Source organism: Nocardiopsis sp. NPDC006832, assembly GCF_040635885.1.
Lineage (GTDB): Bacteria > Actinomycetota > Actinomycetes > Streptosporangiales > Streptosporangiaceae > Nocardiopsis.
Window position 1 is genome coordinate 84,900 of the sequence record NZ_JBEYLC010000013.1, and the last position, 26,884, is coordinate 111,783.

General features: G+C 69.4%; 26 protein-coding genes. 20 read left to right on the plus strand and 6 right to left on the minus strand.

The features are described 5' to 3' along the window. The first annotated feature begins 144 nt into the window (after nucleotides 1-144). From ftsW to ABZ717_RS09285, 11 genes are all read left to right on the plus strand, one after another. Nucleotides 145-1,575, plus strand: coding sequence for a putative lipid II flippase FtsW (gene ftsW / locus ABZ717_RS09235; protein WP_358507584.1), 1,431 nt, complete (start codon nucleotides 145-147; stop codon nucleotides 1,573-1,575). Continuing rightward, nucleotides 1,572-2,732 carry an undecaprenyldiphospho-muramoylpentapeptide beta-N-acetylglucosaminyltransferase gene (gene murG / locus ABZ717_RS09240; RefSeq protein ID WP_358507586.1) on the plus strand — a complete coding sequence of 387 codons (1,161 nt, stop codon included), beginning with the start codon at nucleotides 1,572-1,574 and terminating at the stop codon, nucleotides 2,730-2,732. The genes ftsW and murG overlap by 4 nt, the downstream gene beginning before the upstream one ends. Beyond that, the gene (murC, locus tag ABZ717_RS09245) at nucleotides 2,729-4,186 is read left to right on the plus strand and encodes a UDP-N-acetylmuramate--L-alanine ligase (protein WP_358507588.1); all 1,458 of its coding nucleotides are present in this window, start codon (nucleotides 2,729-2,731) and stop codon (nucleotides 4,184-4,186) included. The genes murG and murC overlap by 4 nt, the downstream gene beginning before the upstream one ends. 12 nt (nucleotides 4,187-4,198) lie before the next feature. Continuing rightward, a complete protein-coding gene (locus tag ABZ717_RS09250; RefSeq protein ID WP_358507590.1) occupies nucleotides 4,199-4,927 on the plus strand; it encodes an FtsQ-type POTRA domain-containing protein in 729 nt (242 codons plus the stop codon). A gap of 460 nt (nucleotides 4,928-5,387) precedes the next feature. Further along, nucleotides 5,388-6,935, plus strand: a complete 1,548-nt coding sequence (gene ftsZ, locus ABZ717_RS09255; RefSeq protein ID WP_358507592.1) for a cell division protein FtsZ — start codon at nucleotides 5,388-5,390, stop codon at nucleotides 6,933-6,935. Nucleotides 6,936-7,054: 119 nt separating this feature from the next. Continuing rightward, complete coding sequence (pgeF, locus tag ABZ717_RS09260; protein WP_358507594.1) at nucleotides 7,055-7,774, plus strand: peptidoglycan editing factor PgeF; 720 nt, start codon at nucleotides 7,055-7,057, stop codon at nucleotides 7,772-7,774. Nucleotides 7,775-7,898: 124 nt separating this feature from the next. After that, nucleotides 7,899-8,627, plus strand: a complete 729-nt coding sequence (locus ABZ717_RS09265) for a YggS family pyridoxal phosphate-dependent enzyme (RefSeq protein WP_358507596.1) — start codon at nucleotides 7,899-7,901, stop codon at nucleotides 8,625-8,627. A gap of 136 nt (nucleotides 8,628-8,763) precedes the next feature. Next, entirely contained in the window at nucleotides 8,764-9,291 is a 528-nt protein-coding gene (gene sepF / locus ABZ717_RS09270) for a cell division protein SepF (RefSeq protein WP_304069162.1), read from the plus strand. Nucleotides 9,292-9,330: 39 nt separating this feature from the next. Next, on the plus strand, nucleotides 9,331-9,627 hold the full coding sequence (locus ABZ717_RS09275) for a YggT family protein (RefSeq protein ID WP_358507598.1): 297 nt from the start codon (nucleotides 9,331-9,333) through the stop codon (nucleotides 9,625-9,627). Nucleotides 9,628-9,757: 130 nt separating this feature from the next. Further along, entirely contained in the window at nucleotides 9,758-10,666 is a 909-nt protein-coding gene (locus ABZ717_RS09280) for a DivIVA domain-containing protein (protein ID WP_358507600.1), read from the plus strand. A 95-nt stretch (nucleotides 10,667-10,761) separates the two neighbouring features. Further along, on the plus strand, nucleotides 10,762-12,099 hold the full coding sequence (locus ABZ717_RS09285) for a hypothetical protein (protein WP_358507602.1): 1,338 nt from the start codon (nucleotides 10,762-10,764) through the stop codon (nucleotides 12,097-12,099). A gap of 54 nt (nucleotides 12,100-12,153) precedes the next feature. Here the strand turns inward: ABZ717_RS09285 and ileS are convergent, their stop codons facing one another. After that, nucleotides 12,154-15,354, minus strand: a complete 3,201-nt coding sequence (gene ileS, locus ABZ717_RS09290) for an isoleucine--tRNA ligase (RefSeq protein WP_358507639.1) — start codon at nucleotides 15,352-15,354, stop codon at nucleotides 12,154-12,156. A gap of 386 nt (nucleotides 15,355-15,740) precedes the next feature. On the opposite strand from ileS, the gene ABZ717_RS09295 reads away from it, so the two are divergent. The 5 genes from ABZ717_RS09295 (at nucleotide 15,741) to ABZ717_RS09315 (ending at nucleotide 18,688) form a co-directional block, all read left to right on the plus strand. Next, the gene (locus tag ABZ717_RS09295; RefSeq protein WP_358507603.1) at nucleotides 15,741-16,001 is read left to right on the plus strand and encodes a hypothetical protein; all 261 of its coding nucleotides are present in this window, start codon (nucleotides 15,741-15,743) and stop codon (nucleotides 15,999-16,001) included. Between the two features lie 43 nt (nucleotides 16,002-16,044). Beyond that, nucleotides 16,045-16,593, plus strand: a complete 549-nt coding sequence (locus ABZ717_RS09300; RefSeq protein ID WP_358507605.1) for a GNAT family N-acetyltransferase — start codon at nucleotides 16,045-16,047, stop codon at nucleotides 16,591-16,593. Between the two features lie 153 nt (nucleotides 16,594-16,746). Then, the gene (locus ABZ717_RS09305) at nucleotides 16,747-17,157 is read left to right on the plus strand and encodes a TraR/DksA C4-type zinc finger protein (RefSeq protein WP_358507607.1); all 411 of its coding nucleotides are present in this window, start codon (nucleotides 16,747-16,749) and stop codon (nucleotides 17,155-17,157) included. 29 nt (nucleotides 17,158-17,186) lie between these two features. Next, a complete protein-coding gene (gene lspA / locus ABZ717_RS09310) occupies nucleotides 17,187-17,765 on the plus strand; it encodes a signal peptidase II (RefSeq protein ID WP_358507608.1) in 579 nt (192 codons plus the stop codon). Next, complete coding sequence (locus ABZ717_RS09315; RefSeq protein ID WP_358507610.1) at nucleotides 17,762-18,688, plus strand: RluA family pseudouridine synthase; 927 nt, start codon at nucleotides 17,762-17,764, stop codon at nucleotides 18,686-18,688. Before lspA ends, ABZ717_RS09315 begins: the two co-directional genes overlap by 4 nt. A 53-nt stretch (nucleotides 18,689-18,741) precedes the next feature. Here ABZ717_RS09315 and ABZ717_RS09320 read toward each other — a convergent pair whose 3' ends face one another. After that, complete coding sequence (locus tag ABZ717_RS09320; protein WP_358507612.1) at nucleotides 18,742-19,746, minus strand: DMT family transporter; 1,005 nt, start codon at nucleotides 19,744-19,746, stop codon at nucleotides 18,742-18,744. Between the two features lie 72 nt (nucleotides 19,747-19,818). Between ABZ717_RS09320 and ABZ717_RS09325 the strand changes: the two genes are divergently transcribed. Then, nucleotides 19,819-20,769 (plus strand): LysR family transcriptional regulator, encoded by a 951-nt coding sequence (locus ABZ717_RS09325; protein ID WP_358507614.1) that lies wholly within the window; start codon nucleotides 19,819-19,821, stop codon nucleotides 20,767-20,769. A 111-nt stretch (nucleotides 20,770-20,880) separates the two neighbouring features. Here the strand turns inward: ABZ717_RS09325 and ABZ717_RS09330 are convergent, their stop codons facing one another. The 4 genes from ABZ717_RS09330 to ABZ717_RS09345 all read right to left on the minus strand — a co-directional run bounded on the left by ABZ717_RS09330 (nucleotide 20,881) and on the right by ABZ717_RS09345 (nucleotide 24,724). Further along, nucleotides 20,881-22,563: a thiamine pyrophosphate-dependent enzyme gene (locus ABZ717_RS09330; RefSeq protein ID WP_358507615.1), complete on the minus strand. Its 1,683-nt coding sequence runs from the start codon at nucleotides 22,561-22,563 to the stop codon at nucleotides 20,881-20,883. A 175-nt stretch (nucleotides 22,564-22,738) separates the two neighbouring features. Beyond that, the gene (locus ABZ717_RS09335) at nucleotides 22,739-23,053 is read right to left on the minus strand and encodes an AzlD domain-containing protein (protein ID WP_358507617.1); all 315 of its coding nucleotides are present in this window, start codon (nucleotides 23,051-23,053) and stop codon (nucleotides 22,739-22,741) included. Next, a complete protein-coding gene (locus tag ABZ717_RS09340) occupies nucleotides 23,050-23,790 on the minus strand; it encodes an AzlC family ABC transporter permease (protein WP_358507619.1) in 741 nt (246 codons plus the stop codon). The genes ABZ717_RS09335 and ABZ717_RS09340 overlap by 4 nt, the downstream gene beginning before the upstream one ends. Before the next feature lie 67 nt (nucleotides 23,791-23,857). Then, nucleotides 23,858-24,724 carry an AraC family transcriptional regulator gene (locus ABZ717_RS09345; protein WP_358507641.1) on the minus strand — a complete coding sequence of 289 codons (867 nt, stop codon included), beginning with the start codon at nucleotides 24,722-24,724 and terminating at the stop codon, nucleotides 23,858-23,860. Nucleotides 24,725-24,795: 71 nt separating this feature from the next. Here ABZ717_RS09345 and ABZ717_RS09350 point away from each other — a divergent pair, with 71 nt between their 5' ends. The 3 genes from ABZ717_RS09350 to ABZ717_RS09360 all read left to right on the plus strand — a co-directional run bounded on the left by ABZ717_RS09350 (nucleotide 24,796) and on the right by ABZ717_RS09360 (nucleotide 26,610). After that, nucleotides 24,796-25,233 (plus strand): GNAT family N-acetyltransferase, encoded by a 438-nt coding sequence (locus ABZ717_RS09350; protein WP_358507621.1) that lies wholly within the window; start codon nucleotides 24,796-24,798, stop codon nucleotides 25,231-25,233. A gap of 157 nt (nucleotides 25,234-25,390) precedes the next feature. Further along, a complete protein-coding gene (locus ABZ717_RS09355; RefSeq protein ID WP_358507643.1) occupies nucleotides 25,391-26,050 on the plus strand; it encodes a PaaI family thioesterase in 660 nt (219 codons plus the stop codon). 260 nt (nucleotides 26,051-26,310) lie between these two features. After that, nucleotides 26,311-26,610, plus strand: coding sequence for a chorismate mutase (locus ABZ717_RS09360; RefSeq protein WP_358507623.1), 300 nt, complete (start codon nucleotides 26,311-26,313; stop codon nucleotides 26,608-26,610). Nucleotides 26,611-26,884: the final 274 nt, after the last annotated feature.

A 26,884-nucleotide genomic window follows, 5' to 3' on the forward strand; every position in this document is an offset into this window, starting at 1 on the left:
CGACACTTCGTGTTCCGGTGGCCCTGTTGTGTGCCGTACCACCCGTGAAGCCCGTCAAAGATGGCCAACACGCGGAAAATGTCCACTGGTCCCGACCCGCCGGTACGCCACTATTGAGGCGCCGATCGTGCGGAGGGTGTGTGGATGGCGGCGACGACAGCGGTTCCCGGGGCGACCCGGAGCCGGGGGCGTACTGCCTCCGGTGGGCGCGAGCGTGCGCTTTGGCGTGAGTGGGCCAGGTCCCTGGACCGGCCGCTCACCTCCTACTACCTGATCCTCAGTACCGGGATGATGCTCATCGCCCTGGGACTGGTGATGGTCCTGTCCTCGACGATGGTCAACTCCATCAGCGAGACGGGATCGGCCTTCTCCGTCTTCCAACGCCAGTTGACGTCGGCGGCGATCGGCCTTCCCCTCATGCTGCTGGCCTCCCAGACGCCGCTGTGGATCTTTCGGATGGTCGGCTACCCGGCCATGATCGTGTCGGTGGCGCTGCTGCTGCTCACCGCCTTTCAGGGCACCGAGGTCAACGGCGCGATGCGCTGGCTGGAGATCGGCGGCCTGGTCATCCAGCCCTCCGAACCCGCCAAGCTCGCCTTCGCCCTGTGGGGCGCCAACATCCTGGCCCGCAAGGAGGAGCTCAAAGAGCTCACCGAGTGGCGGCAGCTGTTGATCCCGCTGGTGCCCGGCTGTGGTCTGCTCACCCTGCTGGTCCTGATCGGCTCGGACCTGTCCACGACCCTGGTGCTGCTACTGGTCTTCCTCGCCTTGTTGTGGGTCGTGGGGGCTCCGGGCAGGCTGTTCGTCGCGATGTTCGGACTGGTCGTGGGCCTGGCCGCGATCGTCATCGCGATCGAGCCGTTCCGAATGACCCGCATCACCGCGTTCCTCGACCCGGGGGCCGACCCCTCCGGGGCGGGCTTCCAGTCCCTGCACGGCCTGTACGCGCTGGGAACCGGAGGCATCTTCGGGGTCGGTATCGGCGCCAGCCGTGAGAAGTGGGGGTTCCTGCCCTTCGCCGAGTCCGACTTCATCTTCGCCATCATCGGCGAGGAGTTCGGTCTCATCGGCACCCTGCTCGTGCTCTGTCTGCTCGGCATGCTCGGCTACGCCGGGCTGCGGGTCGCCTTCCGTGTCAAGGACCCCTTCTCGCGCCTGGCCGCCTTCGCCATCTCGACCTGGATCATCGGTCAGTCCATGATCAACATCGCCGCCGTCATCGGCCTGGTCCCGGTCACCGGTATCCCGCTGCCCCTGGTCTCCTACGGTGGTTCGGCGCTGATCCCCACGATGATCGCCCTCGGTGTGCTGCTCGCACTCGCCCGTAACGAGCCCCAGGCACAGAAGGCGCTGGCGGCTCGCGGTCCCGGTTGGCCCCAAAGGGCTCTAAGCTGGCTTGGCCTGGAGAACTTCGTCGCTTCCGTCCAGAATCGGGCCGGAGGCACGACTTCCAAGCGCACATCCGCGCCGAGCACCCCTCGCCCGGCGCGCAAGCGCGACACCAAGACAACGGCCAAGAACCAGAGCGGCCCGGTCCCGGCGGGTGACCGGCCAAGGAGGAATCGACGACGATGAGGGTAGCCCTCGCCGGAGGCGGCACGGCCGGGCACATCGAGCCCGCACTCTCACTTGCGGACGCGCTGCGGCGCATCGACCCGAACACCGAGATCCTCTGCCTGGGAACCGAGCGTGGTCTGGAGACCCGACTCGTTCCCATGCGCGGTTACGAATTGGGCCTGATCCCCGCGGTCCCCCTACCACGCAGGCTCACCCCACAGTTGCTCACCGTTCCGGGCAAACTCGCCGGCGCCCTCAGCGCCGCGGGCGAACAGCTCGACCGGATCCAGGCCGACGTCCTGGTCGGCTTCGGCGGTTACGTCGCCACCCCCGGATACCTCGCGGCCCGTCGTCGCAAGATGCCCATCATCGTGCACGAGGCCAACCCGCTGCCCGGCCTGGCCAACCGGCTCGGCGCGCGGCTCACCCCGCACGTCTTCACCGGGCACCCCCACGCCCAGATACGCAACGGGCGCTTCATCGGCATCCCGCTGCGCAAGCAGGTCACCTCCTTGGACCGTCTGGCCATGGGTGACAGGGCGCGCACCTACTTCGGCCTGCGTCCCGACCTGCCCACCCTGTTGATCTTCGGCGGCTCCCAGGGCGCCCAGCGCGTCAACGAGGCCGCCTTCGCCGCCCGCGACGCCTTCCGCGACGCCGGCGTGCAGGTTCTGCACGTCGTCGGCCCCAAGAACGCCGACGAACCCCAGGACCTCACCCAGGACGGCATCCCCTACGTCGCCGTTCCCTACGTCGACCGTATGGACATGGCCTACGCCGCCGCGGACGTGGCCATGTGCCGTTCCGGCGCTCTGACCTGCGCCGAACTCACCGCCGTCGGCCTGCCGGGCGCGTTCGTCCCGCTGGCCATCGGCAACGGCGAACAGTCCCTGAACGCCGAGCCCATCGTCAAGGCGGGCGGCGGCATCATGGTCGACAACGCCGCCCTGTCGCCCGACTGGATCGTCCAGCAGCTCATCCCGCTGCTCACCGACACCGACCGGGTCGTGGCGATGTCGGAGGCGGCCTCCCGTATGGGCCGCCGCGACGCCGACACCGAGCTCGCCCGTGAGGTCATGGCGATCGCCCGCGGCGACAAACCCACCCCGGAGATGCCGTTGCCCGAGGATGAGGGCGACGAGGTCTACTACGACGACGGTAAGGACGCACGATGAGCCTGGTCCGGCAGACCGAACCGGTCCCCGTCGACAAGCTGGGACGCACCCACTTCATCGGCCTCGGAGGAGCCGGCATGTCCGGCATCGCCCGGGTGCTGCTGCAATCCGGGGTCGAGGTCTCGGGCAGTGACGCCCGCGACAGTGACACGCTGCGCGAACTCGAACAGATGGGGGCGCGTGTCCACGTGGGACACGCCGGCGAGAACCTCGGCCCCGCCGAGACCCTGGTGGTCTCCTCCGCGATCCGCGAGGACAACCCCGAACTGGTCGAGGCGCGACGTCGCGGCATCCGGATCCTGCCCAGGGCCGCGGCCCTGGGAGCCCTGCTGCTGAACCGCGAGGGCGTCGCCGTCTCCGGCACCCACGGCAAGACCACCACGACCTCCATGGTCACCGTGGTCCTGCAACACCTGGGCGCCGAACCCGGCTACGTGATCGGCGGCAAGCTGGTCACCACGGGCCTGGGCGCGGACGCGGGGGTCGGCGACGCCATCGCGGTGGAGGCCGACGAGAGCGACGGCTCCTTCCTGATGCTCTCGCCCAAGATCGCCGTGGTCACCAACGTCGAGGCCGACCACCTGGACAACTACAGCGGTCTCGACGAGATCCACGACAACTTCGCGAACTTCGTGGACCGCGTCGAGCGCACCCTCATCGTGGGCGTCGACGACCCCGGTGCCCGCAAGGTCGCCGAACTGGCCCGAGAACGTGGCAAGCGGGTGCTGACCTACGGTGAGGCGGCCGACGCCGACTACCGGATCACCCGGATCCGCGCCCGTGGCTTCACCACCGAGTTCACCCTCCAGACCGTCGACGGCGACCCGATCGACGGCACGGTCGCCGTCCCAGGACTGCACAACGTCCTCAACGCGGCCGCCGCGGTGGCCGTGGCCGACCAACTCGGGCACGACCTGGACGTGGCGGTGGAGGGCATCGCCGACTTCGCCGGAGCGGCCCGCCGCTTCGAGCTCAAGGGCCAGGGCGATGGGGTGGGCGTCTACGACAGCTACGCCCACCACCCCACCGAGATCGACGCCGATCTGCGCGCCACCCGCGCCGCGTTGGAGTCCTTCTCCGAGGACGCGGAGGAGGAAGACGTCCCCCTCGGCCGGGTCGTGGCCCTCTTCCAGCCGCACCTGTACAGCCGGACCCGGATCTTCGCCGAGGAGTTCGCGGACGCGCTGAGCCTTGCCGACGAGGTCGTGGTGACGGAGGTCTTCGCCGCCCGGGAGGACCCCGAACCCGGGGTGACCGGTGAACTCATCACCTCCAAGGTCTCCCACGAAAGGGTGCGTTACGTGCCCGGTCGTGAGGAGGCGGTGCGTACGGTGGTCGAACTCGCCCGTCCCGGGGACATCGTCCTGACCATGGGGGCGGGGGACGTCACCGAGCTGGGTCCGCACATCGTCGCGGCCCTGTCGGAGCGGGCAGAGGGCAACGGAAACGACTAAAGGGGTACACACGTGGGTGCCGACCAGGCCGGGAAGAACGCTGCGACGGCACGTCGGGGGAGTTCGGACCCCTGGAAGGTGACCTTCGCGGTCCTCTTGGTCGTCTCCCTGGTCTGCGCCGTGGTGTGGTTGCTCCTCGGTTCCCGGCTGCTGGTGGTCCGCGACGTCGCGGTTACCGGCGCGGACCGGATCTCCGCCGCCGAGGTCGAGGCGGCGGTGTCGGTGAACACCGGTACCCCGCTGATAAGGGTGGACCTGGACGCCGGCCGCGACCGCGTCGAAGGACTCGACCTGGTGGAGTCCGCCACCGTCAGCAGGGGCTGGCCCGCCACCTTGAAGGTGGAGGTCGTAGAACGTCAGCCCCTGCTCGCGATCGCGGTGGGGGAGGAGTACCGGTTGGTGGACGGCGACGGTGTGCGCATCGAGGACTCGACGAGCCGGCCCGGCACGCATCCACTGGTGTCGGTCACCGGGGAGGTCGAGGAGAACGAGGCGGTCCGGGCCGCCGCGGACATCGTGCGGGAGGCCCCCGACTCCTTCGTGGCCCGAATCCAGCTCATCGACGCCAAGGACCCCGACGCGATCAAGATCGAGTTGGGGGACGGTTCCCTGGTGGAGTGGGGCGACGCCGAACACACCGTGGACAAGAGCGAGGTCCTGAGGGTGCTGATGCGCGAACATCCCACCGCCGAGGGGCGCGTCTACGACGTCGGTACGCCCGACCTGGCCATGGTCAGGTGAAGGGAATATCAAGGGATGTTCTGGTTCGGGTGGAGTCGGGGCAACGCGCCGTTCCCGGGACAAGCGGGTCCGCACCACCGCGAAACGGCACTCCGAGAGGACATTCCAGACGCGACGCGCCGAGTACGCACTTCGCTTCCTCGTGTTATACGCGGTTAGGCTGAAGCCGTCATCGGTTGCCCGCACCCGACGGTCCGCTTACTGTCGGGAAGCACAACCACCATCAACAACGTAGTAAAACACGCTTTTCGGGATACGCAGGAACCGTTTGATCGAGGCCACAGGCACGAGGAACGGTACCGGTGACCCGGGGTCCCCGCCGACGGTCCATGCGAACCGGGAGGTGGGTGAACCCGAAACGCACTCAGTAGAACCGGATGCCGGACCGCCGGCGCACCCGCGGAACCATCTCGCGGACGCGAAGACGGAACGGCTCATGCGAGCGGAAAGGCCCCTCGTCGTGGCAGCACCGCAGAACTACCTCGCGGTCATCAAAGTCGTCGGCATCGGCGGCGGCGGTGTCAACGCCGTCAACCGAATGATCGAAGAGGGGCTCAAGGGCGTTGAGTTCATCGCGATCAATACCGACGCCCAAGCGCTGCTGATGAGCGACGCGGACGTCAAGCTCGACGTCGGCCGTGAGCTCACCCGCGGCTTGGGAGCGGGAGCCAACCCCGACGTCGGCCGCAAGGCCGCGGAGGATCATCGTGAGGAGATCGAGGAGGTCCTCAAGGGGGCCGACATGGTCTTCGTCACGGCCGGCGAAGGCGGTGGCACGGGCACGGGAGGAGCCCCGGTCGTCGCCAACATCGCCCGCTCCCTGGGAGCCCTGACCATCGGTGTGGTCACCCGCCCCTTCGGTTTCGAGGGCAAGCGGCGTGCGACCCAGGCCGAATCCGGGATAGCGATGCTCCGCGAGGAGGTCGACACCCTCATCGTCATCCCGAACGACCGCCTCCTGTCCATCTCCGACCGTCAGGTCAGCGTCCTCGACGCGTTCAAGGCGGCCGACCAGGTCCTGCTCTCCGGTGTCCAGGGCATCACGGACCTGATCACCACACCGGGCCTGATCAACCTCGACTTCGCCGACGTCAAGTCGGTGATGTCCGGGGCGGGATCGGCGTTGATGGGGATCGGATCGGCGAGAGGGGACGACAGGGCCGTCGCAGCGGCCGAACTGGCGATCTCCTCACCATTGCTGGAAGCCAGTATCGACGGGGCGCACGGGGTCCTGCTGTCCATCCAGGGCGGCTCCGACCTCGGACTCTTCGAGATCAACGAGGCCGCGCAACTGGTCGCCAACTCGGCGGCCCCGGAGGCCAACATCATCTTCGGCGCGGTCATCGACGACGCCTTGGGCGATGAGGTGAGGGTCACCGTGATAGCCGCGGGCTTCGATGAACCCGAGGCCATCGTGCCGGCGACGCGGGAGCGTCAGCCGGTGGACCCTCCTGAGGCCGTCGCCCCCACGGCAGGCATCACGTCCGGCAAGGAGGAGTCCGCCGTGGCCGCTCCGTCCGCCGAGGGCGCGAGCGGGGCGTCGGCCACCAACATGCCGTGGACGGCCCCGTCCCGACCGGCCGCCCCGGAGCCCGAGGCACCCTGGACCACCGAGCCCGCCCACTCTTGGACGAGCCCGGAGTCCGCACGTCCCGAGCCCCGGTACACGCAGACCCCGCCGGTGTCCTCGCGTCCCGAGCCGGAGCCCCGACAGAACGCCGACTCCTACCAGGGCATGGAGTCCTACCAGGGCAACGGCCACCGGGTCTCCCATGAGGAGGCCCCGGCCGCGCCCATCGCCCCGGAGCCCACAGCGGCACCGACGGCGCAGCCGGTTCCGGCCGAGGAGCCTCCGGCACCCGAACCGGAGCCGGAGTCCGAAGTCCAGTCCGGTCCCATCCACGCCGTCTCGGACGCCTCCGAGCGGCGCGGCGACGTTCCCACGCCTCGTCGTCGGGTCATCTTCGACGACCCCGACGACCTGGACGTGCCGGAGTTCCTCAAGTAGCCCACCGGATACCATCGACGTGTCAGCGGCCCCGACCCTTGTGGCGGGGCCGTCGCCGCCCCCGGGGTCGGGACCTCCCGGCCGCCGGTGGGGCCGAGGGAAGGACCACGGACACACCGATGGGCAACGTCATCGACCTGGGGGCCGGCGTACGCGCCGCCGTCACCGAACGCAAGGGCGGGGTCAGCGTTCCACCGTTCGACTCGCTCAACCTCGGCCTCGGCACGGGCGACTCCCGTGAGGCGGTTCTCGCCAACAGAAGGAGCGCCGCCGAGGACCTGGGCTTCGACATCGATCGGACGGTGTGGATGAACCAGGTGCACAGCGCCGACGTGCTCGTGGCCACCGAACCCGGTGGGGTGGGCACCTGCGACGGGGTGGTCACCACCCGTTCCGATCTGGTCCTGGCCTCCATGGCCGCCGACTGCCTACCGGTTCTGGCCGCCGACGCCGAGGCGGGTGTCCTGGCCGCCGCGCACTCCGGTCGACTCGGTACGGCCCGGGCGATCGCCGTGAACCTGGTCGAGGCCATGGTCGCCCAGGGCGCCAGAACCGACCACATCACCGTCTTCCTCGGGCCTACGATCTGTGGGAGCTGTTACGAGGTACCACCGGAGCTTCAGGCCCGGACCGCCGAACGTACGCCGGAGGCGGCCTCCACCACCCGCCGGGGCACCACCGGGGTGGACATGCTCGCGGCCGTCATCGCCCAGCTGAGCCGCTCGGGAGTGGAGAACATCACTTCCGACGGCCGTTGCACCCTGGAGAGCCCCGAACTGTTCTCCCACCGCCGCGACGCCCCCACCGGCAGGTTCGCCTCCTTCATCTGGAGGACCTGACCCGCACGGCCCTGACGGCCACCAAACCCGCGTTGCCGGAATCGGCCAATCCCGCCTGGACCGAATCGGTACGGCGCACGCCACACGGAACACAGCCACCACAGCAGGAACAGAAGGAACAGACGTGTCACACACCGACCCCGCGCGCACCGAGCAGATCCGCGCCAACCTTCAGGAAGTGCGGGCCCGGATCGAGTCGGCCTGTGCGAAGGCGGACCGCGACCCCTCCGAGGTGTCCCTGGTGGCGGTGACCAAGACCCACCCCGCGAGCGACGTGCGCGCACTCGCCTCCTTGGGTGTCACCGACGTCGGCGAGAACCGGGACCAGGAGGCCGCGCCCAAGGCCACCGAAACCGCCGACCTCGACCTCACCTGGCATTTCGTCGGGCAGTTGCAGACCAACAAGGCCAGATCGGTGGCCTCCTACGCCGACGTCGTCCACTCGGTGGATCGGGCCAAGCTGGCCCGGGCCCTCGGTGAGCGCGCGGCGGCCGCCGATCGCCGTCTGACCTGTCTGGTCCAGGTGGACCTCGACGACGAGGCCCGAGCGGGCGTGCTGGGACCACGTGGCGGTGTCGACCCGTCGGACGCTCCGGCCCTCGCCGACGCCATCGCCGAACACGATGCGCTCGAACTCGGAGGTGTGATGGCCGTCGCACCCTTGGGTGGGGATCCGGACGCCGCCTTCGCCCGTCTTCACGAGGTGGCGATGGGGATCAGGGACCGTTACCCTCGGGCGACGATGGTCTCCGCGGGGATGAGCGGGGACCTGGAAGCCGCCATCGAAAGAGGCGCGACACACCTGCGGCTCGGTGCGGCGTTGCTCGGCGCCCGAGGCACGAACGTGGGGTAATGTCCCCACATAGACCTTGGGGCCTGTCTGTGGTGTTCGCCCGAAAGGGTGCCCGCCCCGCGACTGTGGGGCCAGGACGGGTGTAGACGGAGGAGCCGGCTGCGGTCGAGGCCGCGGGAACGACGGAGGGTGCGAGATGGCCGGCGCGATGCGCAAGATGGCGGTCTACCTCGGTCTCGTGGAGGACGACCGTTACGATCACCGTTATGCGGACGAATATGATGAGTTCGATGAATTCGACGAGGTTGTGGAGGAGCAGCGTGACCGCGACGCGGACTCTCCCGCCGGCGAGGAAACACGAGGCGATGCCGTGATGGACACCGGCGACTACCTGGGAACGGGTGAACGACGCGGTGGCACCACCACGACGGCCTCGACCGCCGACCTCGCACGAATCACCACGCTCCACCCGCGCACGTACAACGAGGCGCGTACGATCGGAGAGCACTTCCGGGAAGGTACACCGGTGATCATGAACCTGACCGAGATGGTCGACAGTGACGCCAAGCGTCTGGTCGACTTCGCGGCTGGTCTGATCTTCGGTCTCCATGGCAGTATCGAACGCGTGACCAATAAGGTGTTCCTGCTGTCCCCGGCCAACGTCGAGGTGACCGCCGAAGACAAGGCGCGGATCGCCGAGCGAGGGTTCTTCAATCAGAGCTAGACCGTCACATTTGTCCAGAGATTGGGTCGAGGAACGACCGTGAGTATCGTCCTATCAGTGCTGTCCCTCCTCCTGCAGCTGTTTGTCTTCGTGCTGATAGCGAGGGTGGTACTGGAGATGGTGCAGTCCTTTTCCAGGGACTGGCGACCCAGCGGGTTCGTCCTTGTACTCGCTGAGATCGTGTACACGATCACCGACCCACCACTGAGGTTCCTCCGTAGGTTCATCAAGCCGGTGAGGCTGGGGAGCATCGCACTCGACCTGAGTGTGTTGATCCTGTTCTTCGCCATCATCATCCTTCAGAGTGTCCTGGCGGGGATGGCGGCGAGCCTGTGATGAGGACGGCAGGGGTGGAAAAGTAACCCCGGATTCCGATTTGTGGTCTTGGTCATGATCTGGATTGCCGTAAGGTCACGATCAGGTAGCGTCCCTACGGACAGACTCCAAGCGCGCCAAGGAGACGAACATGCCGCTGACACCCGCCGATGTGCGGAACAAGCAGTTCAGTACCACCCGGCTACGACCCGGGTACGACGAAGAAGAGGTCGACGCCTTTCTCGATGAGGTCGAGTCAGAGCTGGACCGACTGATCCAGGAGAACGAGGAACTGCGCGGCAAGCTCGCCGAGTGCCTGCGGGGCAAGGTCCCCAACGCCGGCATGCAGGACTTCCAGCAGCCCCAGGAGCAGCCCGAGGCTCAGCAGCAGATGGAGCAGATGCGTCCGGAGCCCGTCCAGGCCCAGGCGCCCATCGAGCAGCAGCCCCAGCCGCCCGCGCCGCAGCAGCAGATGGCCATGACCGGCGCCAACATCGCCATGGGTGGCGAGGAGAACATGGACACGGCCGCCCGTGTCCTGGCCCTGGCCCAGCAGACCGCCGACCAGGCGATCAGCGACGCCCGCCGTGAGGCCGACGAGACGCTCGGCCGCGCGCGCAACGAGTCCGAGGACATCCTCGGCAAGGCGCGCCGTCAGGCCGACCAGATCATCGGTGAGGCCCGCGCCCGCTCCGAGAACCTGGACCGTGACGCCCAGGAGCGCCACCGTCAGGTCATGGGCAGCCTGGTCCAGCAGCGCGAGGAGCTGGAGCACAAGGTCAACGTGCTCAAGGACTTCGAGCGCGAGTACCGTAGCCGTCTGAAGGACTACTTCGAGCGTCAGCTCAACGAGCTGAAGAGCGAGGAGGAGAAGGCCAAGTCGGCGGAGCTCAACCCGAACACCACGGGTGGCTTCCAGACCATGGCCCCTCAGACCGGTGGCGCCCCCGCCATGCAGCAGCACGGTGGTCCCGGCGGCCCCGGCGGCAACCCGTTCGGTCACCCCGAGCCGGCCCCCCACGGTTTCCACCCTGGCGAGGTCCCGCACGAGCGTCGCTGACCCTCCAGCGGCATGTGACTCCGAACAACTGAAGACTCCGGCTCAACACGTGTAAAGGCCCTGGTCGACCCGTGATCCTTAGCATCCTCGCTACCGTGGCGGTGCTGGCGGCCATCGCCGTCATCGCGGCCGCACTGGTGTTCGCCGAGACAGCCCTGGTGTACATCGCTCTGGGACTCGGCGCGCTGAGCGTCCTCCTCCTACTGGGCGCTCTGCTCCAAGGCAGGTTCGGCGCGGACGGAAGGGACACGGCACGGACGGACGGTTTGGGGAAGTCGTCCGTCCCAGCGGTCCCCGCCGCGGCACCGGACCCCACATGGGAGTCGGGGCGATCTGGGAGCGTACCCGCACCGGCTGAGGAGTCGGTGCGGGACACCCCTGTTCCGGACGCACGGCCCTGGGGCGAGGAACCCCAGGAGGAACCGGAGTTCGACGTTCCCCGATGGGAGACACCCACCAAGGGTGATTGGCCCGAGCCGGTCCAGGCGGCCCAGACCCCGCCCCCTCAGGACGAACCCGTCGAGGCCCCTGCCTCCGCGTTCGCCTACCGAGTCCCCGAGCGCGACGTCGCCACCCCCACGACCGAGGACGACACCGTCGAGACCACCGGGCCGGTGGACGAGGAGGTCGAACCCTCGCGGAGCGACGCGCACCTGGCGGACCCCCATGAGACCTTCGAGTCGACCGACGACATGAGCGAGGCCGGCTCCGACTTCGAGTCGTACGCGACGCCTGAGGACCTCGACGCGGAAGCACCCGAGGCCACCGAGGAGACCATCGGCGCCAGTGCGGCGTTCACCGACCTCGAACCGGAACCCGAGGTCCAGGACAGCACCGTCGCCGACGATGAGGCGGACGAGCCCACGGAGACCGTCGAGGACGCGTCCGTGGAGCCTCGGGAGACGTTCGACGGCACCGACCCCGAGTCCGACCCCGGCGAGGACGCCGCGGCCGCCGTGCGGGCGGAGAGCGACGAGGACGAGGACAAGGTCGACGAGGCCCCGGAGACCGAGGAACTCGAAGCCGAGGACACCGCCGCGCCGGAGGACGACACCCCCCGGACCGACGGCGACCAGACCCTCGAAGCCGATGACGACGCCTCGGAGGCGGACCCCGCGACGGACGAGCCGGCCGAGGACGTCCAGGGCGTCCAGGGCGTCCAGGACGCCCAGACCGATGAAGCCGAGAGTGGAGAGGCCTCCCCGGCGGACGAGGACGCCCCGGACCGCATCGCGGCGTTCGAACGTCCCCGAAACGGCTCAGCGGGCGACCCGGAGCCGGAGGAGGACCCGGCGCTCGCCTACGCGGCGATCTTCGACGAGTCCGGCCCGGAGGACGACAGGGACACCGAGGACGACAGGGTCCACCGGGACGACGAGGACGACCTGGACGAGGCCGACGAACGTGCCAAGGACCCCTCCCACACGAACTGAGCACACACGAAGGGCGCCGCTCCACAAGGGGAGCGGCGCCCTTCGGTCCTCGGATCAGGCCTTGCGGAAGGTGAAGGTCACGCCGAACTCCTCCGAAGAGGTGGAGTGCGGCACGTCCTCGCCCACGCCGGCCACGAAGGCGTCGGCCAGCACCTCGCCGGCGATCGCCCGCCCGTGCTCGGACAGGGTCTGACGGACCGTCTCGTCCTCGGTGGTCCACCACACGTGGATCCGGTCGGACACGGCCAGCCCACCGCCCTTGCGAGCCTCCTGCAGCATCCGGACCATCTCCCGGGCCAGACCGGCGCGACGCAGCTCGGGCGTCAACTCCAGGTCCAGGGCCACGGTCTCACCGGCTTCGGTCGCCACCGCCCAGCCCTCGCGGGGCTGCTCGGTCACCAAGACCTCGTCGGCGCTCACGTCGACCGACTCGTCCTCGACCGTCACCTGGGCCCAGCCGCTGGAACGCACCTGCTCGACCAGCGCCGCCGGGTCGGCCGCCTGGATGGCCTTGGCGACCAGCGGGGTGCGCTTGGCGAACCGCTTGCCCAAGGCCCGGAAGTTCGGCTTGACCACGTAGTCGACCAGGTCGCCGCCGACCGAGGACAGCGAGTCCAGACCGACCACGTTGAGCTCGTCGGAGATCTGGTCGCGCAGCTGCTCCGGCAGGTCCGCGAAGCCCGAGGCGCCCACCAGGGCGCGGGGCAGCGGCTGACGGGTGCGCACAGCCGAGTCCACCCGGGCCGAACGCCCCAGCTCCACCAGACGGCGGACCAGCGCCATCCGACGGGACAGCTCCGGGTCGATCAGGTCGGCGTTCACCTCGGGCCAGGAGGCCAGGTGCACCGAGTCGGCCGCGTCGGGCCGGCGCAGCGCCGTCCACACGTGGTCGGTCAGGAACGGCACGATCGGGGCCATCAACAGGGTGACGGTCTCCAACGCCTCGAACAACGTCGCGAACGCCGCCGCGCCCTCGGGGGTGTCGGCCCCGCCCCAGAACCGGCGGCGGGAACGGCGCACGTACCAGTTGGACACGTCGTCGACGAACGCGGTCAGGCGACGACCCGCGCCGGTGGTGTCGAAGTCGTTCATCGACAGAGTGACGTCGCGGACGACCTCGTTGAGCTCCGACAGCAGCCACCGGTCCAGCAACGGACGGTCCTGCGGCGCGGGTGCCTCGGCCAACCGGGAGTGGTCCCAGCCGGTACCGGTGTTGGCGTACAGGGTGAAGAACGACGTGGTGCTGTAGTAGGTCAGCAGCACCTTGCGGACGATCTCCTCCAGGGCGCTGTGGCCCACCCGGCGGGCGTTCCACGGCGAACCACTGGCCAGCATGAACCAGCGCAGCGCGTCGGCGCCGTGCCGGTCCATCACCGGGATGGGCTCCATGACGTTGCCCAGGTGCTTGCTCATCTTGCGGCCGTCCTCGGCGAGGATGTGGCCGAGCACGACCACGTTCTCGAACGAGTTGCGGCCGAACACCAGGGTGCTGACCGCCAGCAGCGAGTAGAACCAGCCGCGGGTCTGGTCGATGGCCTCGGAGATGTACTGGGCCGGGAAGTTGGCCTCGAAGGTCTCCTTGTTCTGGTGCGGGGCGCCCCACTGGGCGAACGGCATGGAACCGGAGTCGAACCAGGCGTCGATGACCTCGGGGACGCGGCGGGCGACCCGCTGGTCCTCGGGCAGGGACGGGTCGGCGTCGGGGTCGGGGATGACGACGTCGTCGACGTAGGGGCGGTGCGGGTCCAGGTTGGACAGGTCCTGGCCGCTGAGCTCGCTCAGCTCCTCCAGGGAGCCCACACAGATCTGGCGGCCGTCGGGGAACTCCCAGATCGGCAGCGGAGTGCCCCAGTAGCGGTTCCGGGACAGCGCCCAGTCGACGTTGCCGCGCAGCCACTCGCCGAAGCGACCCTCCTTGACGTTCTCCGGCACCCAGTTGGTCACGTCGTTCTGCGCGAGCAGTTCGTCCTTGACGCGGGTGGTGCGGATGTACCAGGAGGGGACGGCGTAGTAGAGGAGCGCGGTGTGGCAGCGCCAGCAGTGCGGGTAGGAGTGCTCGTAGTCCTTGTGGCGGAAGAGCAGCCCGCGGTCCTTGAGGTCGGCTACCAGGGTCTTGTCGGCCTCCTTGAAGAAGGCGCCGCCCACCAGTGGAAGTTCCGCCTCGAAGGTGCCGTCGGGGCGCACCGGGTTGACCACGGGCAGGTCGTAGGCGCGGCACACCACCATGTCGTCGGCACCGAAGGCGGGCGACTGGTGGACCAGACCGGTACCGTCCTCGACGGTGACGTAGTCGGCGAGCACCACGAAGTGCGCGGGCTCCTCGAACGGAACGAGTTCGAAGGGACGCTGGTAGGTCCAGCGCTCCATCTCGTCGCCCTCGAAGCTCTCACCGGTGAGTTCCCAGCCCTCGCCGAGGACCTTCTCGAACAGCGGTTCGGCGACCACGAGCCGCTCGTCGCCGTTGGTGGCCACCACGTACTTCACCTCGGGGTGCACGGCCACCGCGGTGTTGGACACCAGGGTCCAAGGGGTGGTCGTCCACACCAGCATCGAGGTGGGGTGTTCGGGTGAGGCGAGCGGGCCGGAGGTGACCGGGAAGCGCACGAACACCGACGGGTCGGTGACGGTCTCGTATCCCTGGGCGAGCTCGTGGTCGGACAGCGTCGTACCGCAGCGCGGGCAGTAGGGGCTGATCCGGTAGTCGCGGACCAGCAGGCCCTTGTCCCAGATCTGCTTGAGCGCCCACCACACGGACTCCACGTACTGCGGGTCCATGGTGCGGTAGGCGTCGTCCATGTTCACCCAGTAGCCCATGCGCTCGGTCATGGCGGTGAACGCGTCGACGTTGCGCAGGACGGACTCGCGGCAGCGGTCGTTGAACTCGGCGATGCCGAACTCTTCGATGTCCTTCTTGCCGCTCAGGCCCAGTTCCTTCTCCACGGCGACCTCGACGGGCAGGCCGTGGCAGTCCCAGCCGGCCTTGCGGTCGACGTGGTAGCCGCGCATGGTGCGAAAGCGCGGGAAGACGTCCTTGAAGGCGCGCGCCTCGACGTGGTGGACGCCGGGCTGGCCGTTGGCGGTGGGAGGGCCTTCGTAGAAGACCCAGTTCTCCTTGCCGCGGGTCTGGTCCAGGGAGCGCTGGAAGACGTTCTCCTTCGACCAGCGGCCGAGGATCTCGCGCTCCGTCGTGGGCAGGTCGATCTGAGCGGGCAGCTGTGGCAGCGCGCGGGATTCGGGCCGGGGGTCGTCGGTCACCGTCGTACCTTTCTCCATCAGGGATGTTCCTGACGGAGGGACGAGGCTTGTCGCGCCCCGCGGTACCACCCTCCTTGGAACCGTGACCGTGACCGCGTGGCGGTTCGGTGACGGGTCCCACTTCATTGGGTTCGCGCCGGTTCTACTGGGGCGTGCTCCACCGCTCGTCCAAGGGATGGGTCGCCCGTTCTTCCGGCCGCTCCGGGGTGATCTTCGCGCTGGTCGTACCCCCGGGCTCGCACCGTCCCCGGGTCGCTCGGACCGGCACACCGCCTCTAGGCTGTGCCTGTCCGGTCGGGGCCAACGCTACTCGTCCCCATCGACACGGAACTCAGGATAACGCAGTACGGCAAGGCGTACCGCTGATTATGTGGGAGGGCGCGGCCATGGCCGAGCGCACACGGGGCGCGGTGCTGGTGACCCTGACGGATCGTGAGGATGCCGAGGAGCTGGCCGAGCAGCTTCTGGAGCAGGGATACGAGCCCTGCCGGGTGCACCGGGACATGCTCGCGGGCGAGGACGACGCCGAGGACGTGGACTGGGTGATCGAGGTGCTCGTCGGACCGCACGGGGGCCCGGCGGTCTTCGACGAACCGCACCTGGCGCTGCTCGCCGAGGACTACGGCGGGTTCGCCACCGTCGAGTGAACCGCCTTGCCGCGCGCGGCGCACCTGGACGAGGATGCCCACCATGACGATCCGTAGCGGCGAGGCCGAGGACGCGGCCGCCATCGCCGACGTGCACATTCGGTCCTGGCGGGCCGCCTACCGAGGGATCGTCCCGGACGACGCCCTGGCGAGTCTGGACCATGAACGCCTGACGAGGGTCTGGGCCGACCGGCTGACCGGGGAGTTCACCGGGCCGGGTGCGGGTGTCCTGGTCGCCGAACGCGACGACGCCGTGGTGGCCTTCGCCGGGTTCGCTCCCGGGGACGACCCCGAGTGGCCGGAGGGCGGCGAACGTCGTGTGGTGGACCTGGGGACCTTCTACTCCGTGCCCGAGGTGTGGGGGAGTGGAGCGAACCAGGGACTCGCCGAGGCGGTGCATTCCGCCATGGCCCGGGGGCCGTTCGACGAGGCTGTCCTGTGGGTGCTCTCAGCCAATCCCAGGGCCCGCCGTTTCTACGAGGCGCAGGGCTGGCAGGACACCGGCGTCGAGATCGAGGAAGAGCTGTTGGGCGGCACGATCATGTGTCCGGTCTCGCTCTACCGGCGTTCGATCGGACGCCTGCCGGGGTAGACGAGCGGTATGCGTTTCACGGCCCGGTTCGTTGCCATGTGTCCGTTGAGCTCCTAGGCTTCGGCGCACCACTCACGGCACCGCGCAAGGGACGACTTCGCAGTTCCGACGGGGGCGCGGGGCAGGTCGTGGGTCGCGCGAAGGGGGAGTGCGATGAACACCACCGAAGCGGCGAGACCGCCGGTCCGCCCGGGTGAGGACCCCTGGACCCCGCGGGAGCTCGCCGAGGTCAGGGAGCGGCTGGAGACCGAGGTCGAGTCCCAGCGTGAGAAGGTCCAGGAGACCGAGGAAGAAGTGGCCGAGCGGCTCCAGGACCCCGTCGAGGGGGCCGGGGACGATCCCGCCGACACCGGTGCGAAGGCCTTCCAACGCGAACACGACCTGGCATTGGCCTACAATACTCGTGACCTGCTCGCCGAGGGCGAACGGGCGATCGAACGGATGGACGCGGGAACCTACGGGGTCTGTGAGTCATGCGGTCAGGCCATCGGGAAGGCACGCCTTCAGGTCTTCCCCAGGGCGACCCTGTGCGTCACCTGCAAACAGCGCGAGGAGCGTCGCTGACTGAGGTAGAGCCCCCTGGGGACAGCAACATGACCACGACCGACGACAACACGAAGGCCCGTCCACGCAGGTATCCACTCCTGCTACTGGTCGCGCTCGTAGCGATCGCCGTCGACCTCGCCACCAAGGAATGGGCGCTCGCGACCTTCCGGCCCGGCGAGAACGTCGACGTGATCGGTAGCTTCCTGCAATTCACCCTGGTGTTCAACACCGGTGCCGCCTTCTCCCTGGGCACCGGATACACCTGGGTGTTCACCATCATCGCCAGTGTCGTCGTCCTCGGCATCGGCTACATCGGATGGCGTGTGCGCAGCCTGTGGTGGGGTGTCACGCTCGGCCTGATGATGGGCGGCGCCGCGGGCAACCTCGTCGACCGGTTCTTCCGTGACCCGGCGCCCCTGCACGGGGCCGTCGTCGACTTCATCCGGCTGCCGAACTGGCCGGTGTTCAACATCGCCGACTCCTGTGTGGTGGTCGGGGCCTGCCTGGTGGTCGCGCTGACCTTCAAGGGCCTGAACCTGGACGGGACGATGGTCACCGACGAAGACAAGGCCGAGGCGAAGACGGAGAACCCGGACGCCGACGGTGAGGAGAAGAAGGGCGAATGAGCGACATCAGGAGTCTGCCGGTCCCCGACGGCCTGGAGGGTGACCGACTCGACTCCGCCATCGCGCGGATGTTCGGTCTGTCCCGTACCCGGGCGGCCGAGCTGATCGGTGACGGTGGTGTCCTGCTGGACGGCGCCGAGGCCGGCAAGTCCGATCGCGTCCAGGCCGGGGCCTGGCTGGAGGTCACCCTTCCGCCACCGCCCACCGCCCCGGTACCGCGCGCCGACCCCGTCCCCGGCATGAACATCGTGCACGAGGACACCGACATCATCGTGGTGGACAAGCCGGTCGGCGTGGTCGCCCACCCCACGGTCGGCTGGACCGGACCCAGCGTCCTGGAGGGTCTGCTGGCCTCCGGCGTGCGGTTGGCCACCAGCGGCGCGGCCGAACGCCAGGGCATCGTGCACCGGCTGGACGCCAACACGACCGGGCTGATGGTGGTCGCCAAGAGCGAGACCGCCTACAGCGTGCTCAAGCGGGCGTTCAAGGAACGCACCGTCGACAAGCGCTACCACACGCTGGTCCAGGGACACCCGGACCCGCTGCGCGGCACCGTCGACGCCCCGATCGACCGGCACCCCGCCGGGGACGGTCGCTGGGCCGTGGTCGCGGGCGGACGTCCCTCGGTGACCCACTACGACACCCAGGAGGCCTTCCGGGCCGCCAGCCTGTTGGAGATCAAGTTGGAGACCGGGCGCACCCACCAGATCCGGGTGCACATGTCCGCGCTGCGTCATCCCTGTGTCGGTGACATGCTCTACGGCGCCGACCCGACCCTGGCCGAGCGGCTGGGAGTGCGCCGCCAGTGGCTGCACGCGGTCCGACTGGGGTTCGACCACCCCACCGAGCACCGCCCGGTGGAGTTCTCCAGCCCCTACCCGGACGACCTGTCCGCCGCGGTCGAAAGGCTCCGCGAGGACTAGGCGGTGTTTTCGGAGCCTCCGCCGGCGCTTCGGTGCGTTCGGACGCCTGGAGGTCAGGGAACTTCGGTGCCGACGGAGGTCTTGGCGGGGGCACGCCCGACGCCCCCGCGAGGGCGTCGCACCCGCACCACCCCTTGGCACAGCGCGGCGCCCACGATGATCACCAGCGCGCCCAACGGCTGGTTCCAGGTCAGGGTCTCGCCCAGGAGCACCACCCCGGCGGTCACCGCCACCACCGGCACCGCGTAGGTGACGGTGGTGGCCACGGTCGCTCCGGCACCGCGGACGATCCCGTACTGGAGTACGTAGGCGAAACCGGTACCGAGTGCGCCCAAAGTGGCCACGGCCAGCGCCGCCTGCCAGGTCAGGTCGGTGGGAACGCCGCCGGCCCACGGTAGGAGCAACAGCAGGGGAAGCGAACCCAACAGGAGTTGCAGGGCGCTCAACTCCAAGGCGCCGTGCGAGGTCCCGGCGACGAAACGGCGCAAGTAGGGGGTGCCGATCCCGTAGCAGGCGGTGGCGCCCACGACCAGGAGCATGCCGAGCATCCCGTCGCGATCGTCCACGTTCACCGTGGTCAGGGAGTTCCACACACCGAAGACGATGAGCACGCCGAGGAACCCGATGGCGAGCCCCCACAAGCGTTGGCGATCGGGTCGTTCGTCGGACAGCAACAGCATCGAGAACACCACCCCGAACAGTGGGGTGGAGGCGTTGACGATCCCCATGAGCGCGGATGGGATGAGCTGCGCGGCGAACCCGAACAGGGTGAAGGGGACCGTGTTGAGCAGGAGGGCCGCCACGAACAGGTGGCCCCACAGGCGAGGGGAGGTGGGAAGGCGACCCCCGCGCAGGAGAAGGACCGCCACCAGCGGCAACGCCCCCATGAGCATGCGCCCCAGGGACAACTGCACGGGGGTGAGGACCTCCGCGCCGATCCTGATCAGGACGAAGCTCATCCCCCAGACCAGGGTGAGCAGCACGAACTTCGCACGCCACCCGGACAGGGGTCGCGGTACGGAGGAGACCGTGGCGGAGGGATCCGGGGAGGTGTTCATGGAACGGTTCTATCCCGACAGCTGCGTTAGGTCTACTTCATTCTTCTAAATCGATGAGTTAGTGTTCCTTACATGCTCAGCGTCGACCGGCTCCGCGTCCTCCACGCCATCGCCGTGCACGGATCCCTCAGTGCCGCCTCCAAGGCCCTCCACGTCACCAACTCCGCGGTCTCACAACAACTCACCAAGCTGGAACGCGAGGTGGGGCAGTCCCTGGTGGAACGCAACGGCCGTGGCGTACGACTGACCGACGCCGCCGAACTCCTCGTCGACCACACCTCGCGCATCCTGTCCCTGGTCCAACGGGCCGAGGCCGACCTGGAAGCCCACCGCGACGACGTCACCGGACATCTGCGCCTGTCCGCCACACCCACCGCGGTCCGTGGACTGCTGCCCAGGGCACTCCCGGCCCTGCGCGACGCCCACCCCGGGTTGCGCGTGGAGCTGTACGAGGAGGAACCCCACGAGAGCGTGCCCACCATGGTCCGCGGCGAGGCGGACCTGGCCATGGTCGTGGACTGGGTCGGCCGCCCCCTACCACTGCCCGAGGGGATGACCCGCGCCCCGTTGATGGAGGACGTCGGCGACATCGCCCTGCCCGCCGACCACCCCCTTGCCCACCGTGAACTGCTCGAACTCGACGAGATCCTCGACCTGCCCTGGATCAGCTGGGGTCGTGGTTCCATCTGTGACGACTGGCTGCACGAGATCATCCGCCGACGCGACGGCGTACCGAACGTCGTGCACAAAGTCGAGGAACACCAGACCAAACTGGCCCTCATCGCCGCCGGGATCGGGGCCGCGGTCATGCCCCGTCTCGGTCGAGGGCCCCTGCCCGAAGGGGTGCGGGTCGTACCCGTGCAGCCGGCCCTGGTGCGCCAGGTCTACGTCTTCTGGCGCACCGACGCCTCCCGGCGCCCGGCCATCCGCGCCGTCGTCCGCGCCCTGCGCGAAGCCGCCGCCCACCTCACCGAACAACGTCCCACCCCGGTCTCGGGGGCGATCGGTTCGGCGCAGGGATGAGGGAGGTCGATCGGGCGGCGGACCGGGGCGAACGGACCGCCGCCACAAGAACGAGTGTCACCGGGAAAGGGTCCGCGGGTCACACACGCCGTGCCATCAGCGCACGTCCGATCACTCCGGCCCGAGCAGGTCCGACATGGTGGTGGTGGGGCTGATCACCTCGGGGTCGGTACGCACGTCCACCAGGGTCGGCAGGTCGGCGGTGACCGCCTCGGCCAGGGCCTTCTCCAGCTCCTCCCGGGTGTGCACGGTGGCGCCCCGCGCTCCCAGGGCGCGGGCGTAACCGGCCAGGTCCAGCGGGCCGCTGATCTCCGTCCCGGCCAAGCGGCCCAGCTCACGCGCCTGGTGCATCGCGATCGTGCCGTACAGCCCGTTCTGGAACACCACCACGGTCACGGCGGCGCGCATGCGCACCGCGGTCTCCAGTTCCTGACCGGTCATCAGCGCCCCACCGTCACCGGCCACGGCCACCACCGTGCGTTCGGGATCGGCGATTTTGGCCGCCACCGCCGCGGGGACGGCGTACCCCATGGCACCACTGGTGGGGGCGAGCTGGGTCCGTGGGTGACGGAACCACCAGCCGCGGTGCAGGAAGGACGCGAAGTTGCCCGCGTCGTTGGTGAGGAGGGTGTCCTCGGGCAGGGCCTGGCGCATCCCGGCCACCACCGACCACGGGTGCATGCGCTCATCCTGGTGCTCGGCGACCTCCCTGGGCGGGGTCGAGCTCTCCACCCACAACCGTCGGGCGGCACTCCAGTCCCGGTAGGGCGTCTGTCCCGGTGCTCGGGCCAGGTCGGACAGCGCCTTGCCCGCGTCGGCCACCGCACCCAGCCACACGGGACAGGTCGCGCCCACCTGTTCGGGTTCGACGTCGATCTGCGCCACCCGGGTCCGCCCGTCCGACTCCGGTAGCAGGTATCCCTGCGTGGTGGTCTCGCTCATCCGACAGCCCACCACCAGTACCGCGTCGGCGTCGGCGAGAGCGCCCAGGATCGCGCTGGGCGCTCCCAATCCCAGGTGGCCCAGGTACAGGGGATGGTCGTTGGGGAACACGTCCTGACGCCGCCAGGCCGCGTACACCCCGGCGCTGTAGCGCTCGGCCACCCGCACCAGGTCCTCGCGTGCGTCGCGCGCGCCACCACCGGCGATGATCACCGGCCGCACCGCCCGGGTCAGCCAGGACGCCAATCGGTCCCGGTCGGCCGTGTCCAGCGCCGGTCGGGGCGCGGTGAACGGTTCCGGTACCGGGCGCTCTCCCAACCGTTGTCCGAACAGGTCGCCCGGCACCGCGATCGCGACCGGGCCCGGCCGACCGGTGGTGGCGATCCGGATCGCCCGCGCGGTGACCTCCGGCAACCGGTCGGCCCGGTGCACGGTGGTGGACCACTTGGTGATCGGCGCGTAGAAGGCGGTCAGGTCCACCTCCTGGAAGGCCTCCCGACCCAGCCGTTCGGTCTCGGCCTGCCCCAGGAACACGATCATCGGGGTGGAGTCCTGCATCGCGGTGTGCACACCCACCGCCAGGTTGGCCGCGCCCGGGCCGCGGGTGGCGGCGGCGACCGCCGGGACCCCGGTGAGCTTGGCGTCGGCCTCGGCCATGAAGGCGGCTCCGCCCTCGTGCCGGGTGGAGACCAGCGTCATCTCGGGGTGGTGGTCGATGGCGTCGGCGAGTTCGAGGAAGCTCTCACCCGGGACGGTGTAGCAGCGTCTGATCCCGGCTGCGGCCAGGACCTGCACGGCCGCGTGCGCGGCGGTGTCGTCGGGGGGTAGGGGCCGTTGTGCGGCAGGGGCCATGGAGGCGGGTCCTTCCATCGTCGCAAGGTCCTCTCAAGGCGCGCTCGGAACCAGGGTGTGTCCCGAGAGCATGCGGCCGACTCTCGCAGGCGACCCAGGGCCGGTCAAGGGTGGGCTTCGCGGCCTGTGGACAACTCCCCACAAGCCCCCTCGAATCCGTTGACCGGCCCGACGCTCACAACCCCAGGGCCCGCAGGGCGGCCGTGGTGGCGGCCGCGGCGATCACCACGACCAGGAAGGGCGCTCGGAGGACCAGAGCCAGCACCGCCGCTCCCACCCCCGCCATGCGGGCGGTGTCCCAGGCCAGGGCCTGGCCCTCCCCGCGCAACGCCTCCACCGCGATGAGCGCGGCCAACAGCGCCACCGGAACGGCGATCGCGAACCGTCGCAGCCAGGGGTTGTCCAGGAGTCGTCGGGGCGCGGCCATGCCCGCGTACTTGAGCAGGTAGCAGCCCGCGGCAGTGGCGATCAACGCGATCCACAGGGTCATGACCCCACCTCCTCGTTCCGGCCCGACACGGGGCTGTTCGCGTCGACCGGACCGGGAACCCGCGGCTCCGGACCGAACAGTGCGATCAGCCCGGCGGAGGCGGCCAGCAGCACCGGTACCCCGGGCGGCAGGATCGGGGTGGTGGCCAGCGCCACGCCCGCGCCCAACAGGGCGATCAGTCGGGTGCGCCCACCCTCGTCACGCAAACGGGGCCACAACAACCCCAGGAAGATCGCCGGACCCACCGCGTCCAGCCCGAACGCGTCGATGTCGCTCACCCGCTCGGTGGCCAGCGCGCCCAACAGGGTGAAGGCGACCCAGAACGACCCCAGCACCGCGTAGGTCGTCACGAAGGCGAGCCGGGCCGACTCCCGGTCCGGTTGGGCGAGGGTCATCGCGGTGGTCTCGTCGATCACCCCGTGGGCGGCCAGCGCCCGCTTGGCGCCCCGCCACCCCAGTACTTCGGTCAACCGCAACCCGTACAGGGTGTTACGGGCGCCCAGAAGCAGCGCGCCGAGCGCGCCCGCGGCCAGGCTCCCACCGCCGGAGATCACCCCCACCAGGGCGAACTGGGAGGCGCCGGTGAACATGAACAGGCTGAGGAACACGGACTGGGCGGGGGACAACCCCGCGGCCACCGCGGCCGTACCGAAGGCCAGGCCGGCGGCGCCCACGGCGACACCGATGCCCAGGCCGTCCCGGAAGGCCGGGGAGCGCAGTTGCGACAGGATACTCACACTCGCCCACGTTAGGCGGCTTTGTGTCACCGGTCTTGAACGTTCTTGCGTCCAGTGATGAGGTCCATCACTCGCCCCGCGGTGGCCGGTCACCCAGGTCGCGCCGGTAGGCGCCGGGCGGCACCCCCAGATGGCGGCGGAAGTGTCGGGTCAGGTGGGACTGGTCGGCGAAGCCCACCTCCGTGGCGACCTCCCCGACCCGCCTTCCCTCAAGGAGCAGGGCTCGGGCCCGGTCCACCCGCAGTTGGTTCAGGTACGCGTGCGGCGGCAGCCCGTAGCGGGTGCGGAAGGCCCGGTTGAGGGCGAAGGGGCCCAGCCCCACGTGGGCGGCCAATTCCTCCAGGGTCGGAGGGGTGGTCAGGTCCCGCGCCAGAACGTCGCGGGCCAGCGTCACCTCGGGGCGCGCGGTCCGTTCCGCGGCGTCCGGGACCCGTTCACGACCGTGCGAACGCAGCAGCATCGCCAGCCCCCGCCTGGTCAGGGCGGAGGAGGTCAGCCGATCCCCGCGTTCGGCGGCCATGTGGGCGGCGACCAGGACGTGGGACACCTCCGGGGCGTCGATCCCCGATTCGCGGAAGCCGGGTGTGCCCCGCATTCCCAGCTCACGGCCGATCTCCTCGACCACCTCGGGAGCGGGGTAGAACACCCGATACCCCCACCCCTCGGGGACGCCGGCGTGTCCGGTGTGCACCTCGCCGGGGGCGACCACGGCCAACCCGCCCGGGCCGACCCGGGCGCGACCGCGCGGATGGGTGTACTCCTCGATCCCGTCGGTGATCATCCCGATCGTGTAGGTGGGATGGGTGTGCCGGGTGAAGGACGTGGTGACGAACCGGGCGGTCAGGAGTTCGGTTCCGGGCAGGCCCGAAAAGCGCCAGTACCGTGCTCGTTCCACGCGCGGATCCTCGACGGTGGGATGGACCTCGCTCGGCATGCCCATACCCCCAGGTTATTAGGGCGTGGGCACCGGACACCGGCGGGGGAGGGCTCCGTTAGTCTGCGCTCATGGAAAAACCACGGATTCTCCGAGTGCGCGGGGAACGGGATCGCGCGGCCGTCTTCGTCATCCGGGGCGCGGTGTTCGTCGCCGAACAGCGGGTGCCCATCGCCGAGGAATGGGACGAGCGCGACACCACCGCCGAGTTCCTCCTGGCCAAGGAGGGCGACGTACCGGTGGGCACCGTCAGGTTGGTGGACCAGGGTGAGGGCGTGGGACTGCTGGGGCGCATGGCGGTCCTGCCGGAGGGGCGCGGGAAGGGGATCGGTGCGGCCCTGGTGCGCGCGGTCGGGGACCTGGCGGTGGAGATGGGACTGAAGAGGGTCGAGTTGCACGCGCAGACCCACGCGCTCGGCTTCTACGAACGACTGGGATACGTCGCCCACGGCCCGGAATTCCTCGACGCGGGGATCCCCCACCGGCACATGGAGCACGAGTTGTCCTGAACCCGCCGGCGGTGGTCCCCGTCTCCGCTGCGTGTGATGGGGAGCGCACCGCCGTACCAGGCTGTTCCGGAATACTACCGAGTAGGATTCGGTTTTGACGTTGAGCAGGCCCCGCCCCCGGGCCGACGCCCACGAACCGAACATCGACGAGGAACACATGACGGTCAACACGCAGCCGGCCACCGAGACGTCCGACCCTCGGTCCTTCGGACTTCCCCTGGTCCAGGGGACCGAGATCCCCGCCGAACTGCGCTCCCTGGTCTCTCGTGTGCACGACCTCATCGACGCCGTCGCCAACACCGAGGTCGACACCGACACCCTCGCCGAGACCGCCGCCACCGTCGAAGGTCTCACCGAACGACTCAACGTCGCCCGTCGCGAGATCGGCACCATGGTCACCCGCGAGCTCGGTGATGGGACCACCGAGGTGGGCACCATCACCAACATCGTCGCCGGTGACACCAACCCGGCCGCGCCGCAGCTCGCCCTCATGCGCACCGAAGAGGGTCTGCGCGCCGAGATCACCCTCAACACGATCTACCAGGGCCCTCCCGGCCTGGTGCACGGTGGCTGGATCGCCGCCATGCTCGACCAAGCCGTCGGCAGCGTCTCCGCCGTCGAGACCAGCCCCGGCCTGACCGCGCACCTGGAGATCGACTACCGCAAGCCCACCCCGCTGTTCACCCCGCTGGAGATCACCTCGTGGGTGGACCGGGTCGAGGGCCGCAAGGTGTACGTCGCCGGACAGATCCGCGCCAACGGCCAGGTCACCGCGGAGGGCAGCGCGCTCATGATCCGCGTCGAGGTCCCCGAATAGAGTCGAGGCCTCGAAGAGACACGCTGCACCTCGGAGCGGGTATGATCGCCCCCATGACCCACCGCTATTTCGTGTTTAGCAAGCCGACGGACCCGTCGGCCGCTTCCACGTAGGCGGAACCAGGGGAACGTCGGCAAGAGAGCACTCGGGCAACGCCCGGTGCTCTTTCGCTTTTCCGGGCGGCCGACGCCCCGATTCCCCCGTCCTCGGGGACATACGGCCGCACCGCGCACCCGTACACACCGAGGAAGGGACCCACCGTGCACGACCACCGCATCCCGCCGCAGAACGACGACCACATCGCCCGGCTACGCGGTCGGATCGACGTGTTGGACGCCGAACTCGCCGATCTCCTCGAACGCCGTGCCCTGGTCGCCGCCCAGGTGCAGCGGCTCAAGCCGGTCGGCTACTTCGCCGGACGGGACGCCGAACGCGAGCGCCTCCTGGTCGAGCGCATGGCCGAGCACGCACCCCGACTCGGCGCGGACCGTCTCGCCGCCATCATGGACCGTGTCATCAGCGCCGGACTCGACGCGGCCCAGCAGGAGGCGGCCCATTGAACAACGATGACGCTTCTTGCCCGCTCTTACCCGCAGCGCCGGGGTCGGCGCCGAGATGGGCGCTGCGATGGGCGCCGAGATGAGGGCTGCGATGGACGCTGTGAGCAGGATCTACCGGTTCAGATGGTTCAGATCCACCGGTTCAGTGTGGGGCGCCTGGGCTAGAGATCCTGCGGGTTGTTGGGCGGGGTGGGGGTGGGTTCTCCCTCCTTCCCCGCCGCGTGATTGTTGCCGCCCGCACCGCACGCGTCAAGGCGATGGTGTGTGCTGTGGC